The organism is Mycobacterium sp. SMC-16, from assembly GCF_046250085.1.
Classification (GTDB): Bacteria; Actinomycetota; Actinomycetes; order Mycobacteriales; family Mycobacteriaceae; genus Mycobacterium; species Mycobacterium phocaicum.
Window position 1 is genome coordinate 3556204 of the sequence record NZ_CP176427.1, and the last position, 25463, is coordinate 3581666.

Genomic DNA, 25463 nt, shown 5'->3' on the forward strand with positions numbered 1-25463 from the left:
GACCTGTGGGGCACGTACGGCGGGAAGATCCTCGAAGCGTTCTGGACGACCATCCAGCTGACGCTGCTCGCCGCGGCCGGGGCGCTGATCCTGGGCACCGTGCTGGCCGCGATGCGGCTGTCGCCGGTGCCGGTACTGCGCTGGCTGGGCACGGCGTACGTCAACGTGGTCCGCAATACGCCGTTGACGCTGATCATCCTGTTCTGTTCGTTCGGCATCGGGAACACGCTGCGCATCACCCTGGTCGACCCGCATTCACCGACGGCCGTGGTGGACAGCAACTTTCGGCTCGCAGCGCTCGGGCTGACGGTCTACACCGCCTCGTTCGTGTGCGAGACGTTGCGGTCGGGCGTCAACACCGTGCCGTTGGGCCAGGCCGAGGCCGCGCGCTCGCTGGGCCTGAGCTTCGGCCAGAACCTGCGGCTGATCCTGCTGCCGCAGGCTTTTCGCGCGGTGATCAACCCGCTCGGCTCGGTGCTGATCGCCCTGGTGAAGAACACCACGATCGCCTCGGCCATCGGCGTGGCCGAGGCGGCGCTGCTGATGAAGGAGATGATCGAGAACACCGCGGCGCTGCTGGCGGTCGGCTCGATCTTCGCCGCCGGCTTCGTGGTCCTGACGTTGCCGTTGGGGTTGTTGTTCGGTTGGTTGGGTAAGCGATACGCGGTGGTGCGGTGATGAGTGAAGCTTCCGTCCTCTATGACGCCCCGGGTCCGCGGGCGCAGCGGCGCAACCTGTTGTTCGCCGCCGTCATCGTCGCGGTGATCATCGCGATGGCCGGCTGGGTGTTGTGGCAGTTCGAGTCCAAAGGCCAACTGACCGAAGCCAAGTGGCATCCGTTCCTGACCGCCAACCTGTGGACGACGTACGTGCTGCCGGGCGTGGCGGGGACGTTGACGGCGGCCGCGGTGTCGATCGTGCTGGCGCTGGTGCTGGGTCTGGCGTTGGGCATGGGTCGGTTGTCGGATGCCCGTGCGCTGCGGTGGGTCTGCTCGGTGTTCGTCGAGTTCTTCCGCGCCGTCCCGGTCCTGATCATGATGTTGTTCGCGTACTTCCTGTACGCGCTGTACGACGTCTTCCCGTCGCGGCAGCTGGCACTCGCCGGCGTGATCACGGGCCTGACGCTGTACAACGGCGCGGTGATCGCGGAGATCGTGCGGGCCGGCGTCTACGCGCTGCCCCGGGGACAACGCGAGGCCGCCGTCGCACTGGGCCTGCGGCCCGGCCAGACGCTGCGGCTGATCCTGCTCCCCCAGGCCGTGACATCGATGCTGCCGGTGCTGGTTTCCCAGATGGTGGTGGTGCTCAAGGACACCGCTATCGGCTACCAGATCACTTTTGTCGAGATGGTTCGCCAGGGCACGAACATCGGTTCGGCGTACAGCAATTACATCCCGGCACTCTTGGTGATCGCGGCGCTCATGATCAGCCTCAACTTCGCGCTGTCCGCATTGGCGACCCGCCTCGAAGCCCGGCTACGACAGTCGCGGCGTGCGCCCGAGCCGCTACCGGTGAACACCGGCGTTCAGGAGGACACGCCAGGTACCCCGGCGGCGTGACGCCGTTCCGGCCAGGCGCGCAGCGCCTGATCGGCGACCGCGTGCAGTTCGTCGCGCTCGACACCGCCGTTGGCCTGGACCGCCAGTCCCTGGCACACCGCCCCGATCCAGCGCGCCAGCAGCTGCGGGTCCGCTCCGGGTAGTTCACCGACCAGCTGCGCGGCCCGGAATCGTTCGGCCAGCTCGGCAATTCCGTTCTCCCGCAGCCCGGCCAGCTCGGCGTGCAGCGCGGTGGCCTCGTCGCCGGCGGCAAGGGCGCTCTGTACCAACAGGCAGCCGCGCGGATCCGCTGTCCCGGACGACGCGTCGACAGCGCCGTGCACGGTGGCGTAGGCGCTCTCCCACGCGGTCGGCAGAGCGAGTGCGCGTTCCGCGTAGCCACCGGGTCCCGCCTGGTAGCGCCGCACGGCGGCGCGGAAAAGGTCTGCCTTGGAACCGAATTCGGCATAGAGGCTGCGGCGGTTGATGCCGGTCGCCGTGGTGAGGTCACTGATGGACACCCCGTCGTAGCCGCGTGCCCAGAACAGCCGCATCGCGGTGTCGAGAACCCGCTCGGGGTCGAATTCGCGGGGCCTGCCGATCGCCATCAAACCTCCCGGTGTGATCTGGGCCACAATTCGGAATGAAGCCCTGCTCTGGCAGCTTGTGCTGAGCGTACTTAGTAACCGATTGGTTCGGAAGAATCATCCCACGACTTGGAGAGCTCATGAGCACCACTTCAGACGCCCCACTCGCAGGCCGGCGCGCACTGGTCACCGGCGGCTCCCGCGGCATCGGCGCCGCGACCGTGCGCCGGCTCGCCGCCGACGGCGCAGCGGTCGCGTTCACGTACCAGTCGTCGCCCGACGCCGCGCAGGACCTGGTCGACGAACTCGAAGCGAGCGGCGCGAAAGTGGCCGCCATCAAGGCCGACAGTGCGGACGCGCTGGCTGTCGCCGCAGCGGTGGACGAAGCGGTCGAGCGTCTCGGCGGCCTGGACATCCTGGTCAACAACGCCGGCGTCGCGCAGGGCGCACCGATCGAGTCGTTCCCGCTGGAGGACTTCGACCGGATGCTGGACATCAATGTGAAGGCGGTGTTCGCCGCGATCCAGCGCGCCGTGCCGCACCTGGGCGCCGGCGGCCGGATCATCACCATCGGCAGCGTGAACGCCGACCGGGTGCCCACCGCCGGATTCTCGGTGTACGCACTGACCAAGGCCGCGGTCGCCGGCCTGACCCGCGGCCTGGTACGTGAGCTCGGCCCGCGCGGCATCACCATCAACACCATCCAGCCGGGTCCCGTCGCCACCGACATGAACCCCGACACCGGCGACTTCGCCGACGAGCTCCGCCCCCTCATCGCGACCGGCCAGTACGGGCAGCCGCGCGACATCGCCAGCGCCGTCGCCTACCTGGCTCATCCCGAATCCGGATTCATCACGGGCGTCACCTGGAACATCGACGGCGGCTTCGTGATCTGACACGAATTACCGCGGCAATCCGCGGGGTTCACCTTCCCGGTGAACCCCGCGGGCATGCACGTCGTGTCCCTGATTGAGGTTCACTCGATCCCGGGAGGCGTCATGAGTGTTGCGATTCGTGCGTTCACAGCAGTTCCGGCCCCAACCCAAACCGTCGCAGCGCTGTGCACCGCGTGTTTGGTGCTGACCGCGGCGCCACCGCCAGGGCGGACCACCGCCCCGGCAGTGCCCGTCATCACCGAGCCGAGCATCGCGCTGACGGCGCAGCCGCTGCCGCTGCCACTCGATCTGCTCAATCAGCAGGTGGTGTTCAACGTCGGGCTGTTCGTCGATTGGGTCACCACGGGCGCTGCCCTGGTCCAGCGCCAGACACAGATACCCGGGGATTTCGTGGCGGCCATCGGCAGTGGCACACCACCAGCCACCGCCGCCGCACAGGCCGTGAGCGCGTTCGCCGACATCGAGTTCGAAGCCGGACGCGATCTCATCGGGTTCGCCCAGGACATCGCGGTGTTCCAACTCCAGTTCAGGGCCACCACCCTGTCCGCATTCCCACCGTTCAACTCGGGACCCGGTCAGCAATTCGTCGTCGACACCACCGCATTCGGCCTCAACATCACCCAGCAGATGGCGGACTTCGCACGAGCGGTGATCACGTCCGTGGAGAAGTTCACCCACAACGCACTGGGCACGCCGATACCGACCACGATCTCTGCGGTGAAGCCCACCGCAACCATCGACGTCACGGATACCCCGAAGACGCTCGCCTCCCCGAAACCATCAACGACGCAACAGGATTCGATCGCCTCGACGTTCAGTCCGAAACCGCCCAAACTTCCGGCGCCGCCGAAGAAGCCCCGGCTCGACGCGACAACCAACGGCGTCGATCACCCGCCGGCCGGCCAGTTCACGCCGCCCAAGTTGCCCGCACCCAAGTTCTCGGCGCCGAAGTTCTCCGCACCGAAGTTCTCGGTGCCGAAGCTGTCCCTGCCCAAGGTCAAGCACCCGCAACCCAAGGGCCCGGCCAAGGACTAGACGGCGCGGCGCTGACGTTCCTGCGTGAGCTGGGTGTTGACGACATCGAAGGCCATACCCTGGCTGTAGCCGCGGCGCGCCAGCATCGCGACCAGGCGCCGGGTCACCTTCATCTCGTCGTCGAGGCTCTCCCGCCGCAGCTTGGCGGCGACCAGTTCCTCGGCGCGCACCCGCCACTCACCCGCGTCGACGCTGTCGAGCGTCTCGGCGATCACATCGGCATCGATGCCTTTGATGCGCAACTCGGAAGCCAAGGCCCGCTTGCCTTTTCCCGCGTTGGTGCGACGTTCACGCACCCATTGCTCGGCGAAGGCCGCATCGTCGACGAGGCCGACCTCGGTGAGCCGGTCCAGCACCCGGGCACTGACATCCTCGGCGAAGCCGCGCTTGGTCAGTTGGGCTTCGAGTTCGGCCCGGCTGCGCGCCCGGGTGGTGAGCAGACGCAGGCACACGTCCCGCGCCTGCTCCTCACGCCGCTGCGGCTCAGCCGGCTCAGTCTCAGAAGTCGACCGGGGCGGGAAGGACGTCATCAGCCGCACCATCGGTCAGCACTGCACCGATACCGAGCTTCTCTTTGATCTTCTTCTCGATCTCGTTGGCGGCATCCACGTTCTGCAGCAGGTAGTTGCGGGCGTTCTCCTTGCCCTGCCCCAGCTGCTCACCGTCGTAGGTGAACCACGAACCCGACTTGCGGATGAAGCCGTGCTCGACACCCATGTCGATGAGCGAGCCCTCGCGCGAGATGCCGCGACCGTAGAGGATGTCGAACTCGGCCTGCTTGAACGGCGGCGCCACCTTGTTTTTGACGATCTTGACGCGGGTGCGGTTACCGACCGCGTCGGTGCCGTCCTTGAGCGTCTCGATGCGGCGCACGTCCATACGCACCGAGGCGTAGAACTTCAAAGCCTTACCACCCGTGGTGGTTTCGGGCGAACCGAACATGACGCCGATCTTCTCGCGCAGCTGGTTGATGAAGATGGCGGTGGTGCCGGAGTTGTTCAGCGCACCGGTCATCTTGCGCAGCGCCTGGCTCATCAGGCGGGCCTGCAGACCGACGTGGCTGTCGCCCATCTCGCCCTCGATCTCGGCGCGCGGCACCAGGGCGGCGACCGAGTCGATGACCAGGATGTCGATGGCGCCCGAACGCACCAGCATGTCGGCGATCTCCAAGGCCTGCTCACCGGTGTCGGGCTGGGACACCAGCAGCGCGTCGGTGTCGACACCGAGCTTCTTGGCGTACTCGGGATCCAGCGCGTGCTCGGCGTCGATGAACGCCGCGATGCCGCCGGCGGCCTGGGCGTTGGCCACCGCGTGCAGGGCCACCGTGGTCTTACCCGAGGATTCCGGGCCGTAGATCTCGATGACGCGGCCGCGCGGCAGGCCGCCGATGCCGAGGGCGACATCCAGGGCGATGGATCCGGTCGGGATGACCGAAATCGGTTGGCGGGTCTCTTCTCCCAGCCGCATCACCGAGCCCTTGCCGAAGCTCTTGTCGATCTGTGCCAGCGCGAGCTCGAGTGCCTTCTCGCGATCCGGGGCCTGTGCTGCCATGGTGGTCTCCGTCCTCGTGGGTGTCCGTTGATCGGGTTTCCGATCGGTTGGCCGTGACGCTAGATGAGGCCACCGACAAGTTTTTCGAACTGCCACCACAGTAGCGAACAGATGTTCGACTTCAAGCAGACACGCCGATCGTGCGAATCAATGACCGACGAACCGGGCAGGCCCCGTACACCGACTCACAACGAACGCTGGCGCCGCAGGCCCAACGCCCGCATCAGCGCCAGGGCGCGCAGTCCCGCGGCCGGCGCCACATCGGTGCCACGGGCGATCACGCCGCGCCAGCGCGGCACCACGCGGAAGACCTGATGCGAGTCCATCAGTTCCAGGGCCGCCCGCGCGATGTCTTCCGCGGCCAGCGGCTTGGGTCCCGAGAACAGCAGGGCCGCACCGGGATCGTGGGCCCGGGTGGTCACCATCGCGGTGTTCACCACATCGGGGCACAGCGCCCGGGCCCGGATCGGCAGGCCGGCGGTCTGCAACTCACCTTGCAGCGAGGTCGTGTACGACAGCACCGCAGCCTTGCTCGCGGCGTACACCGCCAGGCCGGGTACCGGTGTCAGCGCCGAGATCGACGCGATGTTGAGGATGACGCCACCGCCCGCACCCATGGCGCCGACCGCGGCCATGCAGCCCGCCATCATGCCGCGGACGTTGACATCGAGGGTCTGCACCACATGCTCGGCGGGCTGCTCCCAGGAGTTACCCGCGTGCAGCACACCGGCATTGTTGACCCACACCGCAAGACGGCCCTGCTCCGAGGCGAGCGCGGCCACCGCCTGGTGGCCCGCGACGTCACGCACGTCCTGGGCCACGCCCCACGCGCCGCGCCCGACGGTCTCGGCCGCACGCTGCGCGGCGTCCCCGTCGACGTCGGTGATGAGCACCCGGTGCCCAGCCTCGGCAAGGGCTTTCGCGATGGCGAGGCCGATACCCCGCCCGGCTCCGGTGACTACGGCAACGGTGACGCTCATCGGTCCGACATCGTCCTTCCATCGTGAGGTTCACGAACGACGCTATGGGGCAGGCTCGGCGAACACCATGTCGTCGGCCGACAAACACCGAAGCGCGAACAGTGCGGAAAGACTAAAAGCCGACGGTCACCACTGATCGCGCGGGACGTCGAAGTCCGCGCACAGGGCCCGCCAGACATCGCGGGGTTCGACGCCGGCTTCGATCGCCTGGGCCGGGGTTCGGCCACCGAGAACGGCAAGCACGTGGTCCTTCACCAAGGCGGCACCGCGCGCCGCACCGAACTGCTCTTCGATCAGCAGGGTGAATTCGGTCAGTCGCACCGCACCAACCTACTCAGCGCTGCCGCCGAGCGCCGCGCGGCACACGGCCACCGGGTCGGCGACGCCCGCGCCGCTCAGTCCCGCACGCCGGGCCGCGTCCCGGTACGACGGTGTCGCCAGCACACGGCCGACGGTCGCCGTCAGGGCTTCGGCCGTCAACGGCCGGATCAGCTCACCACTGCCCTGCCGCACAATGCGATTGGCGATCTCCCACTGGTCGCCGCCACCGGGCACCACCACCAGCGGCACCCCGGCCAGCAGCGTCTTGGACACGATCCCGTGGCCACTGCCGCAGACCATGACGTCGGCCTGCTTGAGCAGTTCGTCCTGCCGCCCGAGCCCGACCGCGGCCCACGGCGGCACCGGGGCGTCGGGGCCACGCAGCCGGGAGACGACGACGCGGGCGCCGTCGGGCAGCGTCCGGCCCGGGATCAGCGTCTCCAGTGCCATGTCGTCCAGGCCCTGCATGCCCGTCGTCGCGGTCGACGGCGCGACCACCACGACCGGCCCCGAACCGGACGGCACGTCCAGCACCGCCGTTGTCGGCTCGAAGTGCAACGGCCCCACCACGACGGCTTCGGCCGGCCAGTCCGGCCGCGGCACCTCCAGCCCGGGCAGGGTCGCGATCAGCCGCCGCGCCGGCCCGGGATCGCTTGCGGGCAAGCCGATTCCGACGCGTGCCGCGGACCGCTGCCGGTTCCCCTGACGCACCGAACGCGCCGTGAGGAACCGCAGCGTCGCGTCCCGCAGCCGGCCGCGCACGCCGACACCCGGCGCCAGGCCGCTGCCCAGAGGCGGCAGGCCCTTCGAGGGCAGGTACAGCGGGTGCGGGGTCAGCTCGACCCACGGCAGGCCCATCAGCTCGGCCACCATGCCACCGCAGGCCGTGATGACGTCGGACACGATGAGGTCGGGCGCCAGCTCCCGCAGCACCGACAGGTTGAGCATCGCCATCCGGGCCGCACGCTCATGAATCTTGGCGCCCGAATCGAGGTCGTCGTCACCGTCCTCGGGGTCCAGCCCGAGCAGTTCCCGCGCGTCGATACCCGCGTCCCGCGCCGTGTCGAGCCATTGCCGGCCGGTGAACAGCACCGGATGGTCGCCGGCCGCCCGGAACCGCAGACACAGCGCGATGGCCGGAAAGGCATGGCCGGGATCCGGCCCGGCAACCACGGCGACACGCATCGGGTCACCCTGTCACACCGGCCCCTGTGCGCCGGCGGGCAGGCGCATTACGGTGGCCGTATGACACAGAGCACACCGGCATTGACCCAGACCAACGCCGAGATCGTCGAATCCTTCCTGTACGCGCTGCAGGCCGAGGACATGGACACCGCCGACCGCCTGCTCGACGACAACCTCGTCTACGAGAACGTCGGGCTGCCCACCATCCACGGCCGCAGCCGCGCGATGAAGCTGTTCCGCCCCATGAAGAAGAGCCCCGTCAGTTTCGAGGTGAAGTTCCACCGCATCGTCGGCGAGGGCACCACGGTGCTCAACGAGCGCACCGACGCGCTCGTCATCGGGCCCGTCCGCCTGCAGTTCTGGGTCTGCGGGGTCTTCGAGGTGCACAACGGCAAGATCACGCTGTGGCGCGACTACTTCGACATGTTCGACATGGCCAAGGCCACGGTGCGCGGCCTCATCGGCGCCGTCATCCCGGGCCTGCGTCCGACCATGTAGCCAGCGGTAAAATCGGCCACCATGGCCAATGAGAATCGCCCGAAGCCCAACGCCTGGCAGTACATCAAGTACAGCTACGGCGGCCGGCTGCCCGACTCGATGCGGGCGTGGGTGACCGAGGATCTCATCGGCAAGGGCGCGACACTGCGGATCGTCATCCGGATGTTCGTCCCGGCGTTCCTGATTTTGATCCCGATCTGGTTCCTGCCCGAGCTGCTCGGCATCACGGGCGGCTCGGACATGGTCATCCGCCTCAGCGCGACGGTGCCGATCCTGATTCCGGTGATCTACTTCTCGCACGCCCTGAACAAGATCTGGCGCCGCCACATGCTCGTCAAGCACGGCATCGACCCGAAACTCCTCGAAGATTCGTTGCGGCAGAAGAACGCCCACATCCACGCGGCCTACGAAGAACGGTACGGTCGCCGGTCCGACGACGGCACGGGCAGCACCACGATCTAGCGGCCCTCAGGCCTGCCGCAACCGTCCGAGTTCGTCGAAGGCCTGCGCCCAGGCACTGAGCCGGTCGGTGGCGGCGACCAGTTCGCTGCGGTAGCGCTGCTCGGACATCGACCGCGCCGAGCCCGCACCGCTGTTCGCCGCTGACACCAATTGCGCTGCCGCCGTGGCGATGTCGCTGTACTGCCGCACGCCGGCGTCGAGCTGCGCGGTGTAGGCCTGGATGGTCGGGGCCAGATGCGCCCGCGACTGCGGCACCGAGCCGGCCGCGCGTTCCATCGCGACGACTTCCCCGGCAGTACCGGCCAGTGCCGCGGCCGACACATTGGCCGCCGCGGTCACCTCGGCGATCTCCGCGGCGGGCAGCAACTGGCCGCGCTGGATGACGCTCAGCAGGGAGTACAGGCCGCGTTCGGCCGCGGCCAGGGTCTCCATGGGTCGCCGCGCCGCCGAGCCTCTCGGCGGCAGCGACCGTGACGTCCGGGCCGGCGGCAAAGGCTCGCCGCGCAGCCAGCGGTACCGCAGGAAGCACAGGGTGGCCAGGAAAGCGGCGCCGCCGGCGATAGGGCCGGTGACGATCAGCACCCAGAACGGGGTGCTCCAGGCCGCCAGCAGCGCCGTCAGCCCGATCCAGAAGGCGGCGGCGCCGGCGAACAGCCAGCCCAGCCGCAGCGCCCAGCGCCGCTTGCGCAGCAGCCGGGCCCGGGGGTCGGCGGCCGCGCCGAGGCGCCGGGCCACCAGGTCGGACAATTCGGCAGCGGTGTCGATGCTGCGTTGCAGGACCGCCTGCCAGCCCCGGGCCTCCCCGGGACGGCCAGCTGACTGGGCGTTCACCGCTGCCCCCTCACATCTCGAAAGTTACTGCGACAGCGGGTTTTCCGGAGCCGGGTTGGCTGCCGGAGCCGCGGGCGTGGCGGGCGCGGCGGCACCGCCGGACGGCAGGGAGTTGCCCTGCATCGAGGCACGGATCTGCTCGAGGCGCGAATGCCCGGCCATCTGCACGCTGGCCTGCTGGACCTCCATCATGCGGCCCTGAACGGAGTTCTGCGCCAGCTCGGCAGAGCCCATGGCGTTGGCGTAGCGACGCTCGATCTTGTCGCGCACCTCGTCGAGGCTGGGCGTGTTGCCCGGCGCGGCGATCTCGGTCATGGACCGCAGCGAAGCGCTGACCTGCTCCTGCATCTTCGCCTGCTCGAGCTGCGACAGCAGCTTGGTGCGCTCGGCGATCTTCTGCTGCAGCACCATGGCGTTCTGCTCGACGGCCTTCTTGGCCTGCGTCGCGGCCTGCAGCGACTGGTCGTGCAGCCCCTTGAGGTCCTCGACGCTCTGCTCGGCGGTCACCAGCTGGGCGGCGAAGGCCTCGGCAGCGTTGTTGTACTCGGTGGCCTTGGCGACGTCACCGGCCGCGGTGGCCTGGTCGGCCAGGGTCAGCGCCTGCCGCACGTTGGCCTGCAGCTTCTCGATGTCGGCGAGCTGACGGCTCAGGCGCATCTCCAGCTGGCGCTGGTTGCCGATGACCGAGGCGGCCTGCTGCGTCAGGGCCTGGTGCTGGCGCTGGGCCTCCTCGATCGCCTGCTGAATCTGCACCTTCGGGTCGGCGTACTCGTCGACCTTGGAGCTGAACAGCGCCATGAGGTACTTCCAGGCTTTGACAAAGGGATTGGCCATGAGATCGGTCCGCCTTCGTGTCGTTCGTTGATTCGGGATCGGTTGTCAGGTTGCCGGCCACACCGGTGGCAGCGCGTCTACAGCCAACCTAGTGGGTATGGACAGCCCGACGCAGCCCGCATGCAGGATTACGGCGCGGCGCGTGCCATCCGTGTCTTGCTGCGGGTCAGGCCCCGGCGACTCAGGCAACCGCCATGGCGAGATGCTGCGGGATGACGACCTTGGTGGCGACGTCGATGTTGGCCACCGTGCGGTCGGCCTCGGCGCGCTCGGTGTGCAGCATCTGCTCGGCGGCGTCGGCCAGCACCTGGGACAGCGGCACGTCCAGGGCGCCGCAGATGGCGCCCAACAGCTCGCTCGAGGGTTCCTTGCGGCCCCGCTCGACCTCGGACAGATAACCCAGGCTCACCCGAGCACCATCGGACACCTCGCGCAGTGTGCGTCCCTGCCCGGTACGGGCCTGACGCAGCACGTCGCCGATGACCTCACGCAGTAATGTCGTCATCGCGTTTCCCCTTCGCCCTGAAGTAACAGCAGCCGTGCAGCCCGGCCGGACCACCCGTTCTACACGGTCTTGTAGGCACCAACGCGGCGACGCACCGCTTTGGTTCCCGAGGGCACGAATCAGGGTCGAATCAGGTCCGGCGAAACGCCGAGACGGCGTAGTCGATGCCGGTCAGCACCGTCAGCACGACCGCGGCCCACATGAACACCCAGGCGGTGGTCAGCCACGGGGCGGGCCAGGCATGGAGGGGCAGGACGAACAGGCCGATGGCCACGGCCTGCACCAGCGTCTTGAGCTTGCCGCCGCGGCTGGCGGGGATGACGCCGCGCCGGATCACCGCGAAGCGCAACAGCGTCACCGCGAGCTCGCGGGCGAGGATCACGATGGTGATCCACCACGGCAGGTCGCCGAGCATCGACAGCCCGATCAGTGCCGCCCCGATCAGGGCCTTGTCGGCGATGGGATCGGCCAGCTTGCCGAATTCGGTGACCATGTCGAAGCTGCGGGCGATCTCACCGTCGAACCGGTCGGTGATGACAGCGGCTGCGAACACGACGAAAGCAATGATGCGCCAACGCGTTTCGTGACCGTCGCCGACGAACAGCGCGGCCAGGAAGACGGGCACCAGCACAATGCGCAGGCCGGTCAGCAGATTGGCGATGTTCGCCACGCCGGCGCGCGAGGCGCGCGGGTCGGTATCTGGCTGGCCTGTCATCGACACAGGATATCCGGTCACCTACCGGGCGATACGCAGCCGATACCCTCCACATGTGAGCGACGCACCGAAACCCGGCACCACAGGGCTGGTGGTTCGCCGCGCCCGGACTTCCGACGTACCGGGAATCAAGGCCCTCGTCGACATCTACGCAGGGAAGATCCTGCTCGAGAAGAACCTGGTGACCCTCTACGAGGCGGTCCAGGAGTTCTGGGTGGCCGACCTGGACGGCGAGATCGTCGGCTGTGGCGCACTGCACGTGCTGTGGGCCGATCTCGGCGAGGTGCGTACCGTCGCGGCCCATCCCAAGGTGCGTGGCATGGGCGTCGGGCACGCGGTGGTCGCCAAACTGCTCGACGTGGCCCGGGACCTGCAGCTGCAGCGCGTCTTCGTGCTGACCTTCGAGACCGATTTCTTCAGCCGGCACGGCTTCAAGGAGATCGAGGGCACGCCCGTCACCGCCGAGGTGTACGAGGAGATGTGCCGCTCGTACGACACCGGTGTGGCGGAGTTCCTGGACCTGTCCTACGTCAAGCCGAACACCCTGGGCAACACCCGGATGCTGGTCACGCTGTAGCTAGTCGGCGCCTTCGGCTGCCGCGTTCCGGCGCGCCACGATGCGGTCGCGCATGTCCATGATCGCGGCCCGCCGACGGGACCGTCCGCCACGGCCGAACGACGGCAGCGTCGGGATCACCTCGATCTTGTCCGACACCCCGATCATGAGCTCGGCGATCTCCAGCACCAGCTCGTTGAGCTCGTCGACCTGCTGACCCATCGCCATGAACGCGCTCAGCGACTCCAGGACCACGCGCGCCACCAGCACGATCGCGACGCAGGTGACCGGACCGGCGAGCACCAGCCAGAACACGCCGAGCACTGCGGACAACTCGAACGCCACCACGGCGCCCGCCAGATACAGAACCACCGCACCGGCGATGACCAGCCCGTACAACAGCGGAACCACGTGCTGCGCCGTCGACTTCCGGAACCCGAAGTCGGTGAACGCCGTCAGCGCGGGCCACCTGCGGCCACCGGATTCGAGCTCGGTGTCGAGCTCCGCGTCCGTTGCTGCGCTGCGCGAAATGTCAACCACGGCAAAGCCTCCTTAGGAGTCCAGCCTCCCACAGTCGGAGCCGTCAGCGACCGATCGTCGTTGTTATCCGCACCGCCGATCAGTCCGGGTGTGATGTCGGCAACACCGGTCAGAAACCGGGGTCGTCGCCCATCGAACCGTTGGCGTCCGAGCCGCCCTGGATCAGCATCAGCGTGCCGGCGAGCTCATCGGGCTTGACCAGGACCTCACGGGCCTTGGAGCCCTCGGACGGCCCGACGATGCCGCGGGTCTCCATCAGGTCCATCAGGCGGCCGGCCTTGGCGAACCCGACCCGCAGCTTGCGCTGCAGCATCGAGGTCGACCCGAACTGGCTCGACACGACCAGCTCGACGGCCTGCAGGAAGACGTCCATGTCGTCGCCGATGTCGCTGTCGATCTCGCGCTTCTCGACGGTCTTGACCGTGACGCCGTCGATGAACTCGGGCTGGGCCTGCTGCTTGGTGAAGGCGACGACGGCCTGGATTTCGTCGTCGCTGACGAACGCACCCTGGACGCGGATGGGCTTGGGCGCCTCCGACGGCTGGAACAGGCCGTCGCCCTTACCGGTGAGCTTCTCGGCGCCGATCTGGTCGAGGATGACGCGCGAGTTGGTCGCGTTGGTGACGCCGAATGCCATGCGGGACGGCACATTTGCCTTGATCAGACCGGTCACGACCGACACCACCGGCTGCTGGGTGGCCAGCACCAGGTGGATGCCCGCGGCGCGGGCCTTCTGGGTGATGCGGACGATGGCGTCTTCGACGTCGCGCGGCGCCTGCATCATCAGGTCGGCCAGCTCGTCGACGACGCACAGGATGTACGGGTAGGTCTTGTAGACCCGCTCGCTGCCCAGCGGCGCGGTGATCTCGCCCGAGCGCACCTTCTTGTTGAAGTCGTCGATGTGCCGGACACCGCTGGCGCTCATGTCCTGGTAGCGCTGCTCCATCTCCTCGACCAGCCACGCCAGCGCGGCGGCGGCCTTCTTCGGGTCGATGATCACGGGCGTGATGAGGTGCGGAATGCCTTGGTACGGCGGGAATTCCACCATCTTCGGGTCGACCAGGATCATCCGGACCTCGTCGGGGGTGGCGCGCTGCAGCAGCGACACCAGCATCGAGTTGATGAAGCTCGACTTACCCGAACCGGTGGAGCCGGCCACCAGGAGGTGCGGCATCTTGGCCAGGTTGTAGCTGATGAAGTGGCCTTCGACGTCCTTACCGATGCCGAACACCATCGGGTGGTGGTCCTTGCGGGTGGTCGGCGCGTTCAGCACGTCCTTGAGCCGCACCATCTCGCGGTCGCTGTTCGGCACCTCGACACCGACCAACGACTTACCGGGGATCGGCGCGAGCAGGCGGATGTGCTCGTTGGCCACCGCGTAGGCGAGGTTGCGCTGCAACTGGGTGAACCGCTCGACGCGCACACCGGGGCCGAGCTCGATCTCGTACCGGGTGACGGTCGGGCCGCGCTGGAAGCCGACGACCGTGGCGTCGACCTTGAACTGCTCCATGACCTCGGCGATGGCGTTCATGATGCGGTCGTTGTCGCGGCCGACGCGCTTCGGCGGGTCGCCGTCGGACAGCAGGTCGAGCGGCGGCAGGGTGTAGTCGCCTTCGATGACGCGGTCCAGGGACAAGCCGTCGTCCTGTGCCTTTTCCAGGGCCTTGGCCTTGGTGGGCACCGGGTCCGCGACGTTCTGGGCCTTGCGGCGGCGCGGCGGCTTGGCGGCCGGCTCGGGTGCGGTCGGCGCCTCGTCGGCGGCGGGTTCGACCGGGTAGTTGTCCAGCGGCGTGCGGCCCAGCGGCCGCGTCATGGCCGCGGTGGTCTGCTCCGAACCCGGCCAGGCCTCGGGTTCGTCACGCGAGTAGGTGGGGTCGTCGTAGTAGCCGTCGGAGAAGTCGTCGGCGAAGTCGTCGACAAAGCCGGCCTGGCTGTCGTCGTACTCCGCGTCGTGCTCGCCGTGCAGGCGGCCGGAAACCATGTAGCGCAAGGTGTCCGGCAGTTCCCGGATGGTCGTGCCGGTGACGAGCAGCAGGCCGAACAGCACGCCCATGATGAGCAGCGGCGTGGCGATCCAGACGGTCAGCCCGTCCGAGAGCGGCCCGCCGATGACGAAGCCGACGAAGCCGGCGGCGCCGCGGCGCTCCCCCGGCTCGGTGGGCGCGCCGGCCCAGATGTGCCACAGGCCCAGAACGGGCAGACCGATCATGGCGGCGCCGAGGATCAGCCGGGGCCGCGCGTCGGGGTTCGGATGGGTGCGCATAAGCGTGACGGCCAGTGCGAGCAGCAGCACCGGCAGCACCACGACCGCGGCGCCGATGACGGTGCGGACGCCGTAGTCGATCCAGGCGCCGACCGGGCGCGCCGCGCCGAACCAGGAGCTCGCGGCGATGAGGAAGGCGACGCCGAGCAGTGCCAGCGCGATGCCATCACGGCGGTGTCCGGGCTCGAGTTCGCGGGCCCGGCCGACGCTGCGGGCGGTGGTTCCGGCGCCCTTCGCGAGCATCAGCCAGCCGGCGCGGGCGCCACGACCCACCGCGGCGCCGGCGGTGGCGACCGGAGACGGATGCGGCACGGGTTTGCGGGCCGGCTTGCGGGCGGGCGATTTCGGGGCCGGCGGACGTGCCGGCCGGCCCGACTTTGCACTGCCTGACTTCGATGAACGCGCCCCCGAACCGGCTGCGCCACGATTCGCCGACCCAGCCTTGGCCCGGTTAGCTGAGCTCGTTGCGGTTTTACTCGCCATGGCTGCCAGCCTAGTCGCAATCACCCCATCTGCACCATCTGCCACACAAGTAACGCTTGGGTCACGACCAGGTCCGCATATCTGCTGGTCACGCAGCAGTGGGAGCCACGTCACACGCGCCGCGCGGGCCGGTCTAACGTGGACACCTGTCTAGGTCAGCTAGCTATCGAGGAGTTCTTCATGCCCGTCGTTGTCGTCGCCACCATGAAAGCCAAGCCGGAGTCCGTCGACCTGGTCCGCGCCGCGTGCGTCGAGGCCGTCGACGCCGTCCACGGTGAGCCGGGCTGTCAGCTCTACTCGCTGCACGAGGCCGACGGCGGCACGTTCGTGTTCGTCGAGCAGTGGGCCGACGCCGATGCCATCAAGACCCACAGCACCGCCCCGGCCATCGGCAAGCTGTTCGGCGCCATCGGCGAGCACCTCGACGGCGCGCCCGACATCAAAATGCTCGCGCCCGTGGTCGCCGGCGATCCGGCCAAGGGCCAGCTGCGGGGGCAGTAGCCATGGGTGAGCTGAGCGGCAAGGTCGCCTTCATCACCGGCGCGGCGCGTGGCCAGGGCCGCGCGCACGCGGTGAAGCTGTCGTCGATGGGCGCCGACATCATCGCCGTCGACCTGTGCGACCAGATCGCGTCGGTCCCCTACCCCATGGCCACGCCCGACGATCTGGCCGCGACGGTGAAGCTGGTCCAGGACAACGGCGCCCGGATCATCGCCGGCCAGGCCGACGTCCGTGACCGCGATGCCCTCAAGACCGCGCTCAAGGCCGGCGTCGAGGAACTCGGCGGACGGTTGGACATCGTCATCGCCAACGCCGGGATCGCGCCGATGGCCGGGGAGGACGCCTGGCAGGACGTCATCGACGTCAACCTGACGGGCGTCTACAACACGCTGGACGTGGCGATGCGGCCGATGGTCAAGGCCGGCAACGGTGGATCGATCGTGCTGATCAGCTCGGTGGCCGGACTGGTCGGGCTGGCCTCACCGATGGCCGGGTCGGTGGGCTATGCCGCCGCCAAGCACGGCATGGTGGGACTGATGCGGGTTTACGCGAATCTGCTTGCGTCGCAGAACATCCGGGTCAACTCGATCCATCCGGCCGGGGTCGACACCCCGATGATCGACAACGAGTTCACCCGGAAGTGGTTGAGTCAGTTGACCTCCGACTCCGAAGCGGCCAAATCGGCGCCGAACATGACCAACGCGCTGCCCGTGCAGGTGCTCGAGGCCGAGGACATCGCCAACACCGTGGCGTGGCTGGTGTCGGACGCCGGGCGGTACATCACCGGCGTGACCCTGCCGGTGGACGCCGGCTTCGTCAACAAGCGCTGACATGGCCCGCAACGCCGCGGCGCAGACGGCTTTCGGGCCGATGGTGCTCGCCGCGATCGAGCAGCACGAGCCGCCGGGTCGTCGTCTGGTCGATGACGACCTGGCGGCATCTTTCCTGCCGCCGGGCCTTCGCACACTGGTGGCGGCCACCCGGTGGTCGCCGTCGACTTCGAGCACGACGACCTGATGGCCGCCCTCGCCGCTGCGGGGTACCGCCGTGATGCCCGCACGTTCTTCATCTGGGAGGGCGTCACGCAATACCTGACCGCCGAGGCGGTCGATGCCACGCTCACGCAACTACGGTCCGCGCCGGCGGGCAGCCGGCTCGACTTCACCTATGTGCAGCGTGATTTCATCGACGGCGTCGACGTCTCCGCCGCACCGTCGCTGTACCGCCGGTTCCGCGAACGCAGTCAGGTCTGGAAGTACGGGCTGCGACCCGACGAGGTCGACCGGTTCCTGGATGGTTGCGGCTGGCGACTGCTCGACCAGTTGGGGCCGGACCAGGCGCGGGACCGCTTTGTGCGCCCGACCGGCCGGGCGCTGCCGACCTCGGGTCTCGAGTGGTCGGCGCTGGCCCGGAAGATTTAGACCTCGAGGACGGTCGGCACGATCATCGGCTGGCGCCGGTAGGTCTCGCCGACCCATTTGCCGACGGCCCGGCGGACCGCCTGCGCGATGCGCGCGGGGTCGGTGACCTGTTCGGAGACAAGGTTTTCCAGTGCCGTCTGCGCCTTCTCGGCGCCCGGCTCGAGAGCCTTGGGGTCCTCGGAGAAGCCGCGCGAGTGCAGGTGCACCGGGGCCACCGGCTTGCCGGTCTCGCGGCTGAGCACCACGGTGACCGCGATGAAACCCGAAGTCAGCGTGAGCCTTTCGCCCAGCGTGGCGTCGCCGACGTCACCCAGCACCAGACCGTCGACGAACACCTTGCCGACCGGCACGGCGCCGGCGATCCGGGCCTGCCCGTTGATCAGGTCGACGCTGACACCGTTCTCGGCGAGGACGACGTTCTCCTCCGGCACCCCGGTGCGGATCGCGAGTTTGGCGTTGGCGCGCAGGTGCCGCCAGGTGCCGTGCACCGGCATGACGTTGCGCGGCCGCACCCCGCGGTACAGGAACAGCAGCTCGCCGGCGTAGGCGTGGCCCGAAACATGCACGCGCACCTGCTGATTGGTCACCACGCGGGCGCCGATCTTGGCCAGCGAGTCGATCACGCCGTAGACGGCTTCCTCGTTGCCGGGGATGAGCGAGCTGGACAGGATGATCAGGTCACCGGCGGTCAGCGTGATGCTGCGGTGCTCGCCGCGCGACATCCGGGACAGCGCCGCCATGGGCTCACCCTGCGTGCCGGTGGTGATCAGCACGACGCGGTCAGCCGGCAGCAGTTCGGCCGCCCCGATGTCGACGACGTCATCGTCGTCGACGTTGAGGAAGCCGAGTTCCTTGGCGATGCCCATGTTGCGGACCATCGAGCGGCCGACGAAGGACACCTTGCGGCCCAGCGCCACGGCGGCGTCGATGATCTGCTGAACCCGGTCGACGTTCGAGGCGAAGCACGCCACGATGACGCGGCCGTCCGCGCCGCGGATCAGCCGGTGCAGGTTCGGCCCGACCTCGCTCTCGGACGGGCTGACCCCCGGAATCTCGGCGTTGGTCGAATCGCACAGGAACAGGTCGACGCCCTGTTCGCCGAGCCGGGACATCCCGGGCAGGTCGGTGGGCCGGCCGTCCGGCGGCAGCTGATCGAGCTTGATGTCACCGGTGTGCAGCACCGTGCCGGCACCGGTGTGCACGGCGATGGCGAGCGCGTCGGGAATCGAGTGGTTGACCGCGAAGTACTCGCATTCGAACACCCCGTGGGTGCTGCGCTGACCCTCGGCGACGATCTGCATGTTCGGCTTGAGCCGGTGCTCCCGGCACTTGGCGGCCACCAGGGCCAGCGTGAACCGCGAGCCCACGACGGGGATGTCCGGCCGCATCTTGAGCAGGTATGGAATGGCGCCGATGTGATCCTCGTGCGCGTGGGTGATCACCAGCGCCTCGATGTCGGCCAGCCGGTCCTCGATGTGCCGGATGTCCGGCAGGATCAGGTCGACGGCGGGCTCGTCGTGCGTCGGGAACAACACGCCGCAATCGATGATGAGCAGCCGGCCCAGATGCTCGAAAACGGTCATGTTGCGGCCGATTTCGCTGATGCCGCCCAGTGCTGTCACACGCAGACCGCCCGGCTCCAATGGGCCGGGCGGTGCGAAGTCGGGTCTGGTCACGCAAGCACCGATGCTGCGCGGAGGTCCGCTTCGAGCGCCGTGAGCTGTTCGGCACTGGCGGGCACCTGGGGCAATCGCGGGTCACCGACCTCGATACCCAACAACCGCAGCCCTTCCTTGCTCATGGTGACGCCGCCGAGCCGGTTCTGCGCGTTGCTCAACGAGCTGAGCCCCAGGTGAATCTTGCGGGCGGTGGCGATGTCACCGGAGTTGAACGCCGACAGCAGCGCGCGCAGCTCCGCAGCGGCCACGTGGCCCCAGACGCTGATGAATCCGGTGGCACCCATCGCCAGCCACGGCAGGTTGAGCGCGTCGTCACCCGAGTAGTAGGCCAATCCGGTCTCGGCCATCATCTGCGCGCCACCGTTGAGATCGCCCTTGGCGTCCTTGACGGCGACGATGTTCGGGTGCCGCGCCAAGGTGCGAATGGTGTCCCACTCGATCGGGATCGACGACCGCGGCGGGATGTCGTAGAGGATCACCGGCAGCTCGGTGGCATCGGCGACGGCCGTGAAGTGCGCGAGCAGACCGGCCTGCGGCGGCCGCGAGTAATACGGCGTGACGACGAGCAGACCGTGCGCGCCGGCGGCGGCGCAGGCCTTCGCCAGGTGGACGCTGTGTCCGGTGTCGTAGCTGCCGGCGCCGGCGATGATCCGGGCGCGGTCGCCGACTTCTTCGAGAACCGCCTCGAGCAGGGCGACCTTCTCGTCGTCGGTGGTGGTCGGCGATTCGCCGGTGGTGCCGGAGACGACGAGGCCGTCGCACCCCTTGTCGACCAGATACTTGGCTACCTTCTTCGCACCAGCCAGATCAAGCGAGCCGTCCGGGCCGAACGGCGTCACCATGGCAGTCAGCACGGTGCCCACACGTGCGCTGACATCAATTCCGGTGGTGCTCACGGGCGAAAGATTACCCGCTGGTTCGCCCTGGTTTTGCACCGCCGCCCGCTGTGCCCGCGGGCGCAGTCACCACTGCTTCCCCTGTCCAGGTGTTCCGATCACAATTTCGCGCGGGTCCTGCTCCGTGGTGGCGACTTCGAAGGCCTGGTCACTGTAGATCTCAGTCGAGTACTCCTTGCCATCGCGATCGAAAGCGATCTCGTTGATCCGCAAGGTCGTCGTCCACTTCCACTGAGCGTTCCGTTCGGTGAGTTGTTGGACTGACTCGTCACAGGCTGCGCAGCCCTCGCTCTCCTCGTCGACGTGGGCTTCACACGGTTCGAAATCCGTCTGATACACGCGTCCCGGATCCCAGAGATGAGCAGCCGGCGGCCATTCAAGCTCAACCCATTGCCCCGGCTCCACGCCAAATATGTCGATCGCGTACTCCAAAGCCGCTTTCTGGTCGGCGTCCGTCCAGCGAACGGTTGGGGGTAGTGCGACGTCCTCGATAGCACCTTCATAGTCTGCGGGGTTACCTACTGGCGCAGGCAAATCCACCTTTGCTTCAGCAGCGCGGTCATACCAGTGCAGGGTGCTGAGCTCGTCATGTGGAATCGAGGTATCAACCGGGACCGTCACCTCAGCTTCGAGATACGCCCAATTGTTCCGCACCTCGTGTACCAGTCGCGGCGGCAACCTGCCGATGATCTCCCGTGCGATCACCAGATCCTCGGCGCGCTCGTCAAGCCAGTCGGGGTCAGCTCCCGAGGCCCGCAACTCTTCAATGGTCCGCCGCGTTATCTCACGCAACCGATCGACGTGAGCCGCAGCAGCTTCCTCACCCGCGAAGTCTGAACGTCGCAGATAACGCTCCTGCACCGTGGCAAACACCCGAGACAGTCGATCAGCCATGCCTCTCCCCTTCTGTCGATCGGCGCGCCCGCTCGGCGTACTGGGGCGCCAGTTCCTCCATCTGCTCGATCACCTGTTTGATGGCAGAAGGCTGTTTGTCCGGCGGGTACTTGTACTTGACCAGCAGCCGCTTGATCGACGACCGAAGCTTCGCCCGGACGTCATCACGGACCGTCCAGTCGGTCTTGGTGTCGCGCTGCATCACTGCCACCAGTTCGCGGGCGATCTGGGCCAGCACGTCCTCGCCTTGAATCTCGACGGCCGACTCGTTGTCGGCGACCGCATCGTAAAACGCGAGCTCGTCATGGGACAGCGGCGGTGTGAACTTCTTTCCGCGGTCGCCCTCAGCGGCAACCTCTTTGGCCATCTCGACCAGCTTCGCGATCACTTCGGCTGCCGTGATCTGCTGGTTGGTGTACTTGCGCATCAGCTCGGCAACCCGGTCGGAGAAGGCGCGCTGGCGCACGAGGTTGTTCTTGGTGACGGCACCCAGTTCTTTCGTCAGCAGGGCCCGCAACGCCTCGATGGCCAGGTGCGGATTCTCCGAATCACGCGCCTTGGCTTCGAACTCAGGCGTGAGGTCCGACAGCGAGGGTTTGTCAAGGCCGGCCGCCTGATAGATGTCGACAATGCCACCGGCGGCCGTCGACTCATCGACAAGAACCGACAACAGCCTCTTGATGTCTTCGGGGATCGGCTTACCTTCGGCCTGGCGCTGCTGGGCGTCGAACTTTCCCATCACCACCCGCACCTGCTCGTAGAACTTGACGGTCTGCCGCAACTCGTCCAAGGTCTGGTTTCCAGCGCACAGTGACCACGCCCGCGCCAGCTGTGCGGACAGCGTTCGGAACCGGTCCCCGAGTGTGGGCTCCGTCTGGTTTCCGGGCGTGCTGGGTGCGCGCAAATAGCCAGCGAGGTTGACCGCTGTCTTCAGCCAACTAGCTTGGCCCGAGGCAACTTTCGTCCGCCAGTCGTATCCGCCGCAGAGCTCGTCGAGCTGACCGATCAGTGCCGTGGTGAGCGCGACAGCCTCGTCGATGTCCCTGCCGACGGGCTGCTCTTTGCGGTCGGTCTCGGTGTACTCGGCAAGCGCGGCGGCCAGGTTGTCGACCAATGGGGCGTAGGCAACCAACAGACCCGACGGTTTGCCGCGGAAGGTCCGATTGACCCGGGCCAGAGTCTGCATCAGCAGTGCACCCTTCAGCGGCCGGTCCAGATACAGCGTGTGCAACGGCGGTGCATCGAATCCCGTGAGCATCATGTCCTTGACGATGACGATCTGCAGCTTGTCGGCCGGATCGCGCAGCCGCTGTTGGATTGCCTTGTTCTGGGCTTCTCGGCGCACATGTGCAGCGATGTGCTCGGAGTCCTGGCGGGAGCCGGAGTACACGACTTTGATGACGCCCTCGCTGTCAGCGTCGCTGTGCCAGTCGGGTCGGAGATGGATGATCTGGTCGTAGAGCCGGGCGCAAATCTCTCGGGTAGCACCGACAATCAAAGCCTTGCCCGGTGATTCGATGAAGGGGCGCATCGCCTCTGAGCGAGCTTCCCAGTGCGTGACAATGTCTTCGGCCAGCTTGGCAAGGCGCTCGGGTGCACCGTAAATCGCGTTGATGACGGCAACGGATTTCTCGATCTGGGCACGTTCCACGTCGTCGAGGCCGAGAGTCGCCTCATCGACAGCGTGATCGAGATCGTCTTCACTGAAATCCCTCGACCAGCCGACCTTGGCCAGCCGCGGCTCGAAAAACACTGGCACCGTCGCCTTGTCCGCGACAGCACGGGTGAGGTCATAGACATCGATATCGGGACCGAACACGTCGCGGGTGTCGCGATCCACCCCGGAGATCGGTGTGCCCGTGAAAGCGATGAACACGGCGTTGGGCATGGCGTCGCGGATGTGCCGGGCATAGCCGTCCAGGTCGTCGTAGTGGCTGCGGTGCGCTTCGTCGACAATGACGACGACGTTGCGCCGGTCGGTCAGCAGGGGGTGGTCGGCCCCGGATTCACGTTCCTGTGCAGTGAGGTTGAACTTCTGCAGCGTGGTGAAGTAGATGCCACCGGTGGCGCGGTTGGACAGCTCGTCGCGTAGCTCTGCACGCTTGGTGACCTTGACCGGGGATTCGGCGAGCAGCCGGGACCGGTTGAACGTCTCGTAGAGCTGGGAGTCGAGTTCTTTGCGGTCGGTGACGACGACGATGGTCGGGTTCTTGAGCTTGGCCTGCTGGGCGACGAGGTGGGTGTAGAGCTCCATCTCCATTGACTTGCCCGAGCCCTGGGTGTGCCAGACCACGCCGGCCTTACCGTTGGTCTCGGTAGCCTGCACCGTCGACCCGACCGCCTTGGTCACCGCAAAATACTGGTGCGGCTTGGCGATTCGCTTGGTCAGACCGTCGCCGTCCTCGTCGAAGGCGGTGAAGTTGCGCTGCAGTTGCAGGAACCGCTCGGTGTTGAACAAGCCATCGATGAGCGTTTCGAGTTCGATGGGGACGTTTTCGTCAACGCCCAGGTCACCGACTTTGATGAGCTTGCCATCATCGTTCACGTTCCACGGCGCGAAATGTTCCAGGGGGGTGAACGGAGTCCCGTAACGGGCGGAGATGCCGTCACTGACGACGGTGAGCACCGCGAACCGGAACGCCATCGGAAATTCCCGTAGATAAGTCTGTAACTGGGTGTGCGCGGCGGTTATGTCGGCATGTTCGGCGCCCGCCTGCTTGAGTTCGATGATGGCGACGGGCATTCCGTTGAGGTAGAGCACGATATCGAAGCGGCGATGCTTCTCCGTGGTGCGGATCGTAACCTGTTGCACAGCAAGGAATTCATTCTCTTCAGGGCGGTGACTCACCAGCCTGATGGTGGGGTTCTGCTCGATCCCGTCATGGTCGATATAGCTGATACCGCGGTAACCCTCCACCAGATACATGTGCAATCTGAAGTTTTCGGCGATGGCCTCCTGCGACCGCGGTTGAATGATCGCGGCCCGGGCCTGGTCCAGGTACTCGCCAGGCACATCGGGATTGAGTTCGCGCATCTTGGCGAGCATGCGGTCGGGCAGCACGATGTCGGCCCAGGACTCCCGGCCGTTCTCGGTGCCGGGGGCGATTTGGGTTCCAGTCATGACCGTCCACTCGTGCTCACCGAGGGTGTCGAGGGTGACCAGTTCCCAATCGGCTTCGCTGAATCCGGTCATGGTGCATCTCCTTGATAGGTACCGCTTTCCAGTTCCGCCTCGAGTTCTTCGACCGTGGGCAGGCTGGTTTCGAGTTCGGCGGGCAGATTCGCTGTGATTGCGGTCTTCCATTCGGCAACACCGATCGGCGCGGTGTATCCGCGCAGCGCGTATTCGGCGACGACGTTGTTCTTGGTCTTGCAGAGGATGAGCCCGATAGTGGGTTTGTCGTCGCGGTGGCGCAGCAAGTCATCGACGGCCGCCATGTACATGCCCAGCTGCCCAAGGTAGCTGGGGTCGAAGTCGCCCACCTTTAGTTCGATTACCACGAAGCAGCGCAGCCTCAAGTGGTAGAAGATGAGGTCGGCGTAGAAGTCGGCGTCGCCGATCTCGAGGTGGACCTGACGGCCGACGAAGGCGAATCCCTGACCGAATTCCAAAAGGAACTTCTCCACATGTTCGGTCAGCGCATGTTCGAGGTCATGCTCGCGGCGGATGTCGGCGATGCCGACAAAGTCGAAGAAGTACGGGTCGCGGGTGGCCTGCTGCGCGAGGTCCGAATCGGCCGGCGGCAGCGTACGAGCGAAGTTGGTAATGGCCTGCCCAGCTCGCTCATGGAGTCGGCTGTCGATGTGGTGAACCAGGACGTTCCGGCTCCAGCCCTGTTCGATGGCCGCTTGCGCATACCACAGCCGCAGGTCGGGACTGTCGAGTTTGTCCAACAGCACCATGTGTTGACGCCACGGCAATTGTGCAGCGCTGCGCTGCACAATTGCCGCGTCCTGCCTCGCCGCGGCGAAAGCACGCATGTACTTCAGGCTGCGAGGCGAGAATCCCTTGGCGTCTGGAAAGCGTTCACGGAGATCTGCCGACAACCGGTCGATGACGCGGGTCCCCCAGCCCTCAGCATCCTGGCGGGCGAGGATCTCCTTGCCGACGGCCCAATATGTGGCGACCAACTCTTGGTTGGCCGCTGCCACCGCACGCTTACGGCCTGTTTGTACGCGGTTGGCAACCGCGTTCAGCAGCTCCGGGTACCAGCTCGGAACGCTCTCGCTGCCATGTGCTGCAGGGAACCTCGCCTGGTCGCTTGTGCTCTCGTCTTTGCTCATGATGAATC

Annotated in this window: 26 protein-coding genes and 1 pseudogene; 10 read left to right on the plus strand and 17 right to left on the minus strand. The window is 67.1% G+C overall.

The features are described 5' to 3' along the window. Positions 1–3: 3 nt before the first annotated feature. Complete coding sequence (locus tag ACJEIK_RS17195; RefSeq protein ID WP_234789538.1) at positions 4–678, plus strand: amino acid ABC transporter permease; 675 nt, start codon at positions 4–6, stop codon at positions 676–678. Beyond that, positions 678–1559 (plus strand): amino acid ABC transporter permease, encoded by an 882-nt coding sequence (locus ACJEIK_RS17200; protein WP_064857493.1) that lies wholly within the window; start codon positions 678–680, stop codon positions 1557–1559. The genes ACJEIK_RS17195 and ACJEIK_RS17200 overlap by 1 nt, the downstream gene beginning before the upstream one ends. Here the strand turns inward: ACJEIK_RS17200 and ACJEIK_RS17205 are convergent. Next, positions 1526–2146 carry a TetR/AcrR family transcriptional regulator gene (locus ACJEIK_RS17205; protein WP_064857494.1) on the minus strand — a complete coding sequence of 207 codons (621 nt, stop codon included), beginning with the start codon at positions 2144–2146 and terminating at the stop codon, positions 1526–1528. The two genes, ACJEIK_RS17200 and ACJEIK_RS17205, sit on opposite strands and share 34 nt — an antisense overlap. 119 nt (positions 2147–2265) lie before the next feature. Between ACJEIK_RS17205 and ACJEIK_RS17210 the strand changes: the two genes are divergently transcribed. Both ACJEIK_RS17210 and ACJEIK_RS17215 read left to right on the plus strand, forming a co-directional pair. Further along, a complete protein-coding gene (locus ACJEIK_RS17210) occupies positions 2266–3021 on the plus strand; it encodes a 3-oxoacyl-ACP reductase family protein (RefSeq protein WP_061006857.1) in 756 nt (251 codons plus the stop codon). A 102-nt stretch (positions 3022–3123) separates the two neighbouring features. Further along, the gene (locus tag ACJEIK_RS17215; protein WP_162563677.1) at positions 3124–4056 is read left to right on the plus strand and encodes a hypothetical protein; all 933 of its coding nucleotides are present in this window, start codon (positions 3124–3126) and stop codon (positions 4054–4056) included. Here ACJEIK_RS17215 and recX read toward each other — a convergent pair. From recX to ACJEIK_RS17240, 5 genes are all read right to left on the minus strand, one after another. Further along, complete coding sequence (recX, locus tag ACJEIK_RS17220) at positions 4053–4586, minus strand: recombination regulator RecX (RefSeq protein WP_061006863.1); 534 nt, start codon at positions 4584–4586, stop codon at positions 4053–4055. The genes ACJEIK_RS17215 and recX overlap by 4 nt on opposite strands. Next, the gene (gene recA / locus ACJEIK_RS17225) at positions 4555–5607 is read right to left on the minus strand and encodes a recombinase RecA (RefSeq protein ID WP_020101876.1); all 1053 of its coding nucleotides are present in this window, start codon (positions 5605–5607) and stop codon (positions 4555–4557) included. The genes recX and recA overlap by 32 nt, the downstream gene beginning before the upstream one ends. A 185-nt stretch (positions 5608–5792) precedes the next feature. Next, positions 5793–6587 (minus strand): SDR family oxidoreductase, encoded by a 795-nt coding sequence (locus ACJEIK_RS17230; protein WP_061006855.1) that lies wholly within the window; start codon positions 6585–6587, stop codon positions 5793–5795. Positions 6588–6713: 126 nt separating this feature from the next. Further along, the gene (locus ACJEIK_RS17235; RefSeq protein WP_061006854.1) at positions 6714–6908 is read right to left on the minus strand and encodes a DUF3046 domain-containing protein; all 195 of its coding nucleotides are present in this window, start codon (positions 6906–6908) and stop codon (positions 6714–6716) included. 9 nt (positions 6909–6917) lie between these two features. After that, positions 6918–8093: a glycosyltransferase gene (locus ACJEIK_RS17240; protein WP_061006853.1), complete on the minus strand. Its 1176-nt coding sequence runs from the start codon at positions 8091–8093 to the stop codon at positions 6918–6920. 60 nt (positions 8094–8153) lie between these two features. Between ACJEIK_RS17240 and ACJEIK_RS17245 the strand changes: the two genes are divergently transcribed. Together ACJEIK_RS17245 and ACJEIK_RS17250 are read left to right on the plus strand one after the other, a co-directional pair. Continuing rightward, positions 8154–8591: a limonene-1,2-epoxide hydrolase family protein gene (locus ACJEIK_RS17245; protein WP_061006862.1), complete on the plus strand. Its 438-nt coding sequence runs from the start codon at positions 8154–8156 to the stop codon at positions 8589–8591. A 21-nt stretch (positions 8592–8612) separates the two neighbouring features. Further along, entirely contained in the window at positions 8613–9053 is a 441-nt protein-coding gene (locus tag ACJEIK_RS17250) for a DUF5313 domain-containing protein (RefSeq protein WP_061006852.1), read from the plus strand. 6 nt (positions 9054–9059) lie between these two features. On the opposite strand, the gene pspM is transcribed toward ACJEIK_RS17250, so the two are convergent. The 4 genes from pspM to pgsA all read right to left on the minus strand — a co-directional run bounded on the left by pspM (position 9060) and on the right by pgsA (position 11938). After that, positions 9060–9884 carry a phage shock envelope stress response protein PspM gene (gene pspM, locus ACJEIK_RS17255; RefSeq protein WP_409430042.1) on the minus strand — a complete coding sequence of 275 codons (825 nt, stop codon included), beginning with the start codon at positions 9882–9884 and terminating at the stop codon, positions 9060–9062. A 24-nt stretch (positions 9885–9908) separates the two neighbouring features. Beyond that, the gene (gene pspA / locus ACJEIK_RS17260) at positions 9909–10718 is read right to left on the minus strand and encodes a phage shock protein PspA (protein ID WP_061006850.1); all 810 of its coding nucleotides are present in this window, start codon (positions 10716–10718) and stop codon (positions 9909–9911) included. Between the two features lie 181 nt (positions 10719–10899). Further along, complete coding sequence (clgR, locus tag ACJEIK_RS17265) at positions 10900–11223, minus strand: transcriptional regulator ClgR (protein ID WP_061006849.1); 324 nt, start codon at positions 11221–11223, stop codon at positions 10900–10902. 130 nt (positions 11224–11353) lie between these two features. Then, positions 11354–11938, minus strand: a complete 585-nt coding sequence (gene pgsA / locus ACJEIK_RS17270) for a CDP-diacylglycerol--glycerol-3-phosphate 3-phosphatidyltransferase (RefSeq protein WP_133426060.1) — start codon at positions 11936–11938, stop codon at positions 11354–11356. A 55-nt stretch (positions 11939–11993) separates the two neighbouring features. Between pgsA and ACJEIK_RS17275 the strand changes: the two genes are divergently transcribed. Next, on the plus strand, positions 11994–12515 hold the full coding sequence (locus tag ACJEIK_RS17275) for an amino-acid N-acetyltransferase (protein WP_061006848.1): 522 nt from the start codon (positions 11994–11996) through the stop codon (positions 12513–12515). Here ACJEIK_RS17275 and ACJEIK_RS17280 read toward each other — a convergent pair whose 3' ends face one another. Continuing rightward, positions 12516–13034, minus strand: coding sequence for a DUF4282 domain-containing protein (locus tag ACJEIK_RS17280; protein ID WP_073694888.1), 519 nt, complete (start codon positions 13032–13034; stop codon positions 12516–12518). Between the two features lie 109 nt (positions 13035–13143). Continuing rightward, positions 13144–15780: a DNA translocase FtsK 4TM domain-containing protein gene (locus ACJEIK_RS17285; protein WP_409430043.1), complete on the minus strand. Its 2637-nt coding sequence runs from the start codon at positions 15778–15780 to the stop codon at positions 13144–13146. Between the two features lie 180 nt (positions 15781–15960). On the opposite strand from ACJEIK_RS17285, the gene ACJEIK_RS17290 reads away from it, so the two are divergent. The 3 genes and pseudogenes from ACJEIK_RS17290 to ACJEIK_RS17300 all read left to right on the plus strand — a co-directional run bounded on the left by ACJEIK_RS17290 (position 15961) and on the right by ACJEIK_RS17300 (position 17702). Continuing rightward, positions 15961–16281 carry a putative quinol monooxygenase gene (locus ACJEIK_RS17290; RefSeq protein WP_133426057.1) on the plus strand — a complete coding sequence of 107 codons (321 nt, stop codon included), beginning with the start codon at positions 15961–15963 and terminating at the stop codon, positions 16279–16281. 2 nt (positions 16282–16283) lie between these two features. After that, positions 16284–17111, plus strand: coding sequence for a mycofactocin-coupled SDR family oxidoreductase (locus tag ACJEIK_RS17295; RefSeq protein WP_060999744.1), 828 nt, complete (start codon positions 16284–16286; stop codon positions 17109–17111). A 1-nt stretch (position 17112) separates the two neighbouring features. After that, positions 17113–17702, plus strand: a pseudogene (locus ACJEIK_RS17300) (class I SAM-dependent methyltransferase). Here the strand turns inward: ACJEIK_RS17300 and ACJEIK_RS17305 are convergent. The 5 genes from ACJEIK_RS17305 to ACJEIK_RS17325 all read right to left on the minus strand — a co-directional run bounded on the left by ACJEIK_RS17305 (position 17699) and on the right by ACJEIK_RS17325 (position 25455). Beyond that, positions 17699–19378: a ribonuclease J gene (locus ACJEIK_RS17305; RefSeq protein ID WP_135356264.1), complete on the minus strand. Its 1680-nt coding sequence runs from the start codon at positions 19376–19378 to the stop codon at positions 17699–17701. The pseudogene ACJEIK_RS17300 and the gene ACJEIK_RS17305 sit on opposite strands and share 4 nt — an antisense overlap. Further along, positions 19375–20277 (minus strand): 4-hydroxy-tetrahydrodipicolinate synthase, encoded by a 903-nt coding sequence (dapA, locus tag ACJEIK_RS17310; RefSeq protein WP_135356263.1) that lies wholly within the window; start codon positions 20275–20277, stop codon positions 19375–19377. Before dapA ends, ACJEIK_RS17305 begins: the two co-directional genes overlap by 4 nt. A 66-nt stretch (positions 20278–20343) precedes the next feature. Beyond that, positions 20344–21171: a hypothetical protein gene (locus tag ACJEIK_RS17315; protein ID WP_061010765.1), complete on the minus strand. Its 828-nt coding sequence runs from the start codon at positions 21169–21171 to the stop codon at positions 20344–20346. After that, positions 21164–24364 (minus strand): type I restriction endonuclease subunit R, encoded by a 3201-nt coding sequence (locus ACJEIK_RS17320; RefSeq protein ID WP_060999731.1) that lies wholly within the window; start codon positions 24362–24364, stop codon positions 21164–21166. The genes ACJEIK_RS17315 and ACJEIK_RS17320 overlap by 8 nt, the downstream gene beginning before the upstream one ends. Then, positions 24361–25455 (minus strand): YhcG family protein, encoded by a 1095-nt coding sequence (locus ACJEIK_RS17325; protein ID WP_060999766.1) that lies wholly within the window; start codon positions 25453–25455, stop codon positions 24361–24363. The genes ACJEIK_RS17320 and ACJEIK_RS17325 overlap by 4 nt, the downstream gene beginning before the upstream one ends. Between the last annotated feature and the right edge of the window lie 8 nt (positions 25456–25463).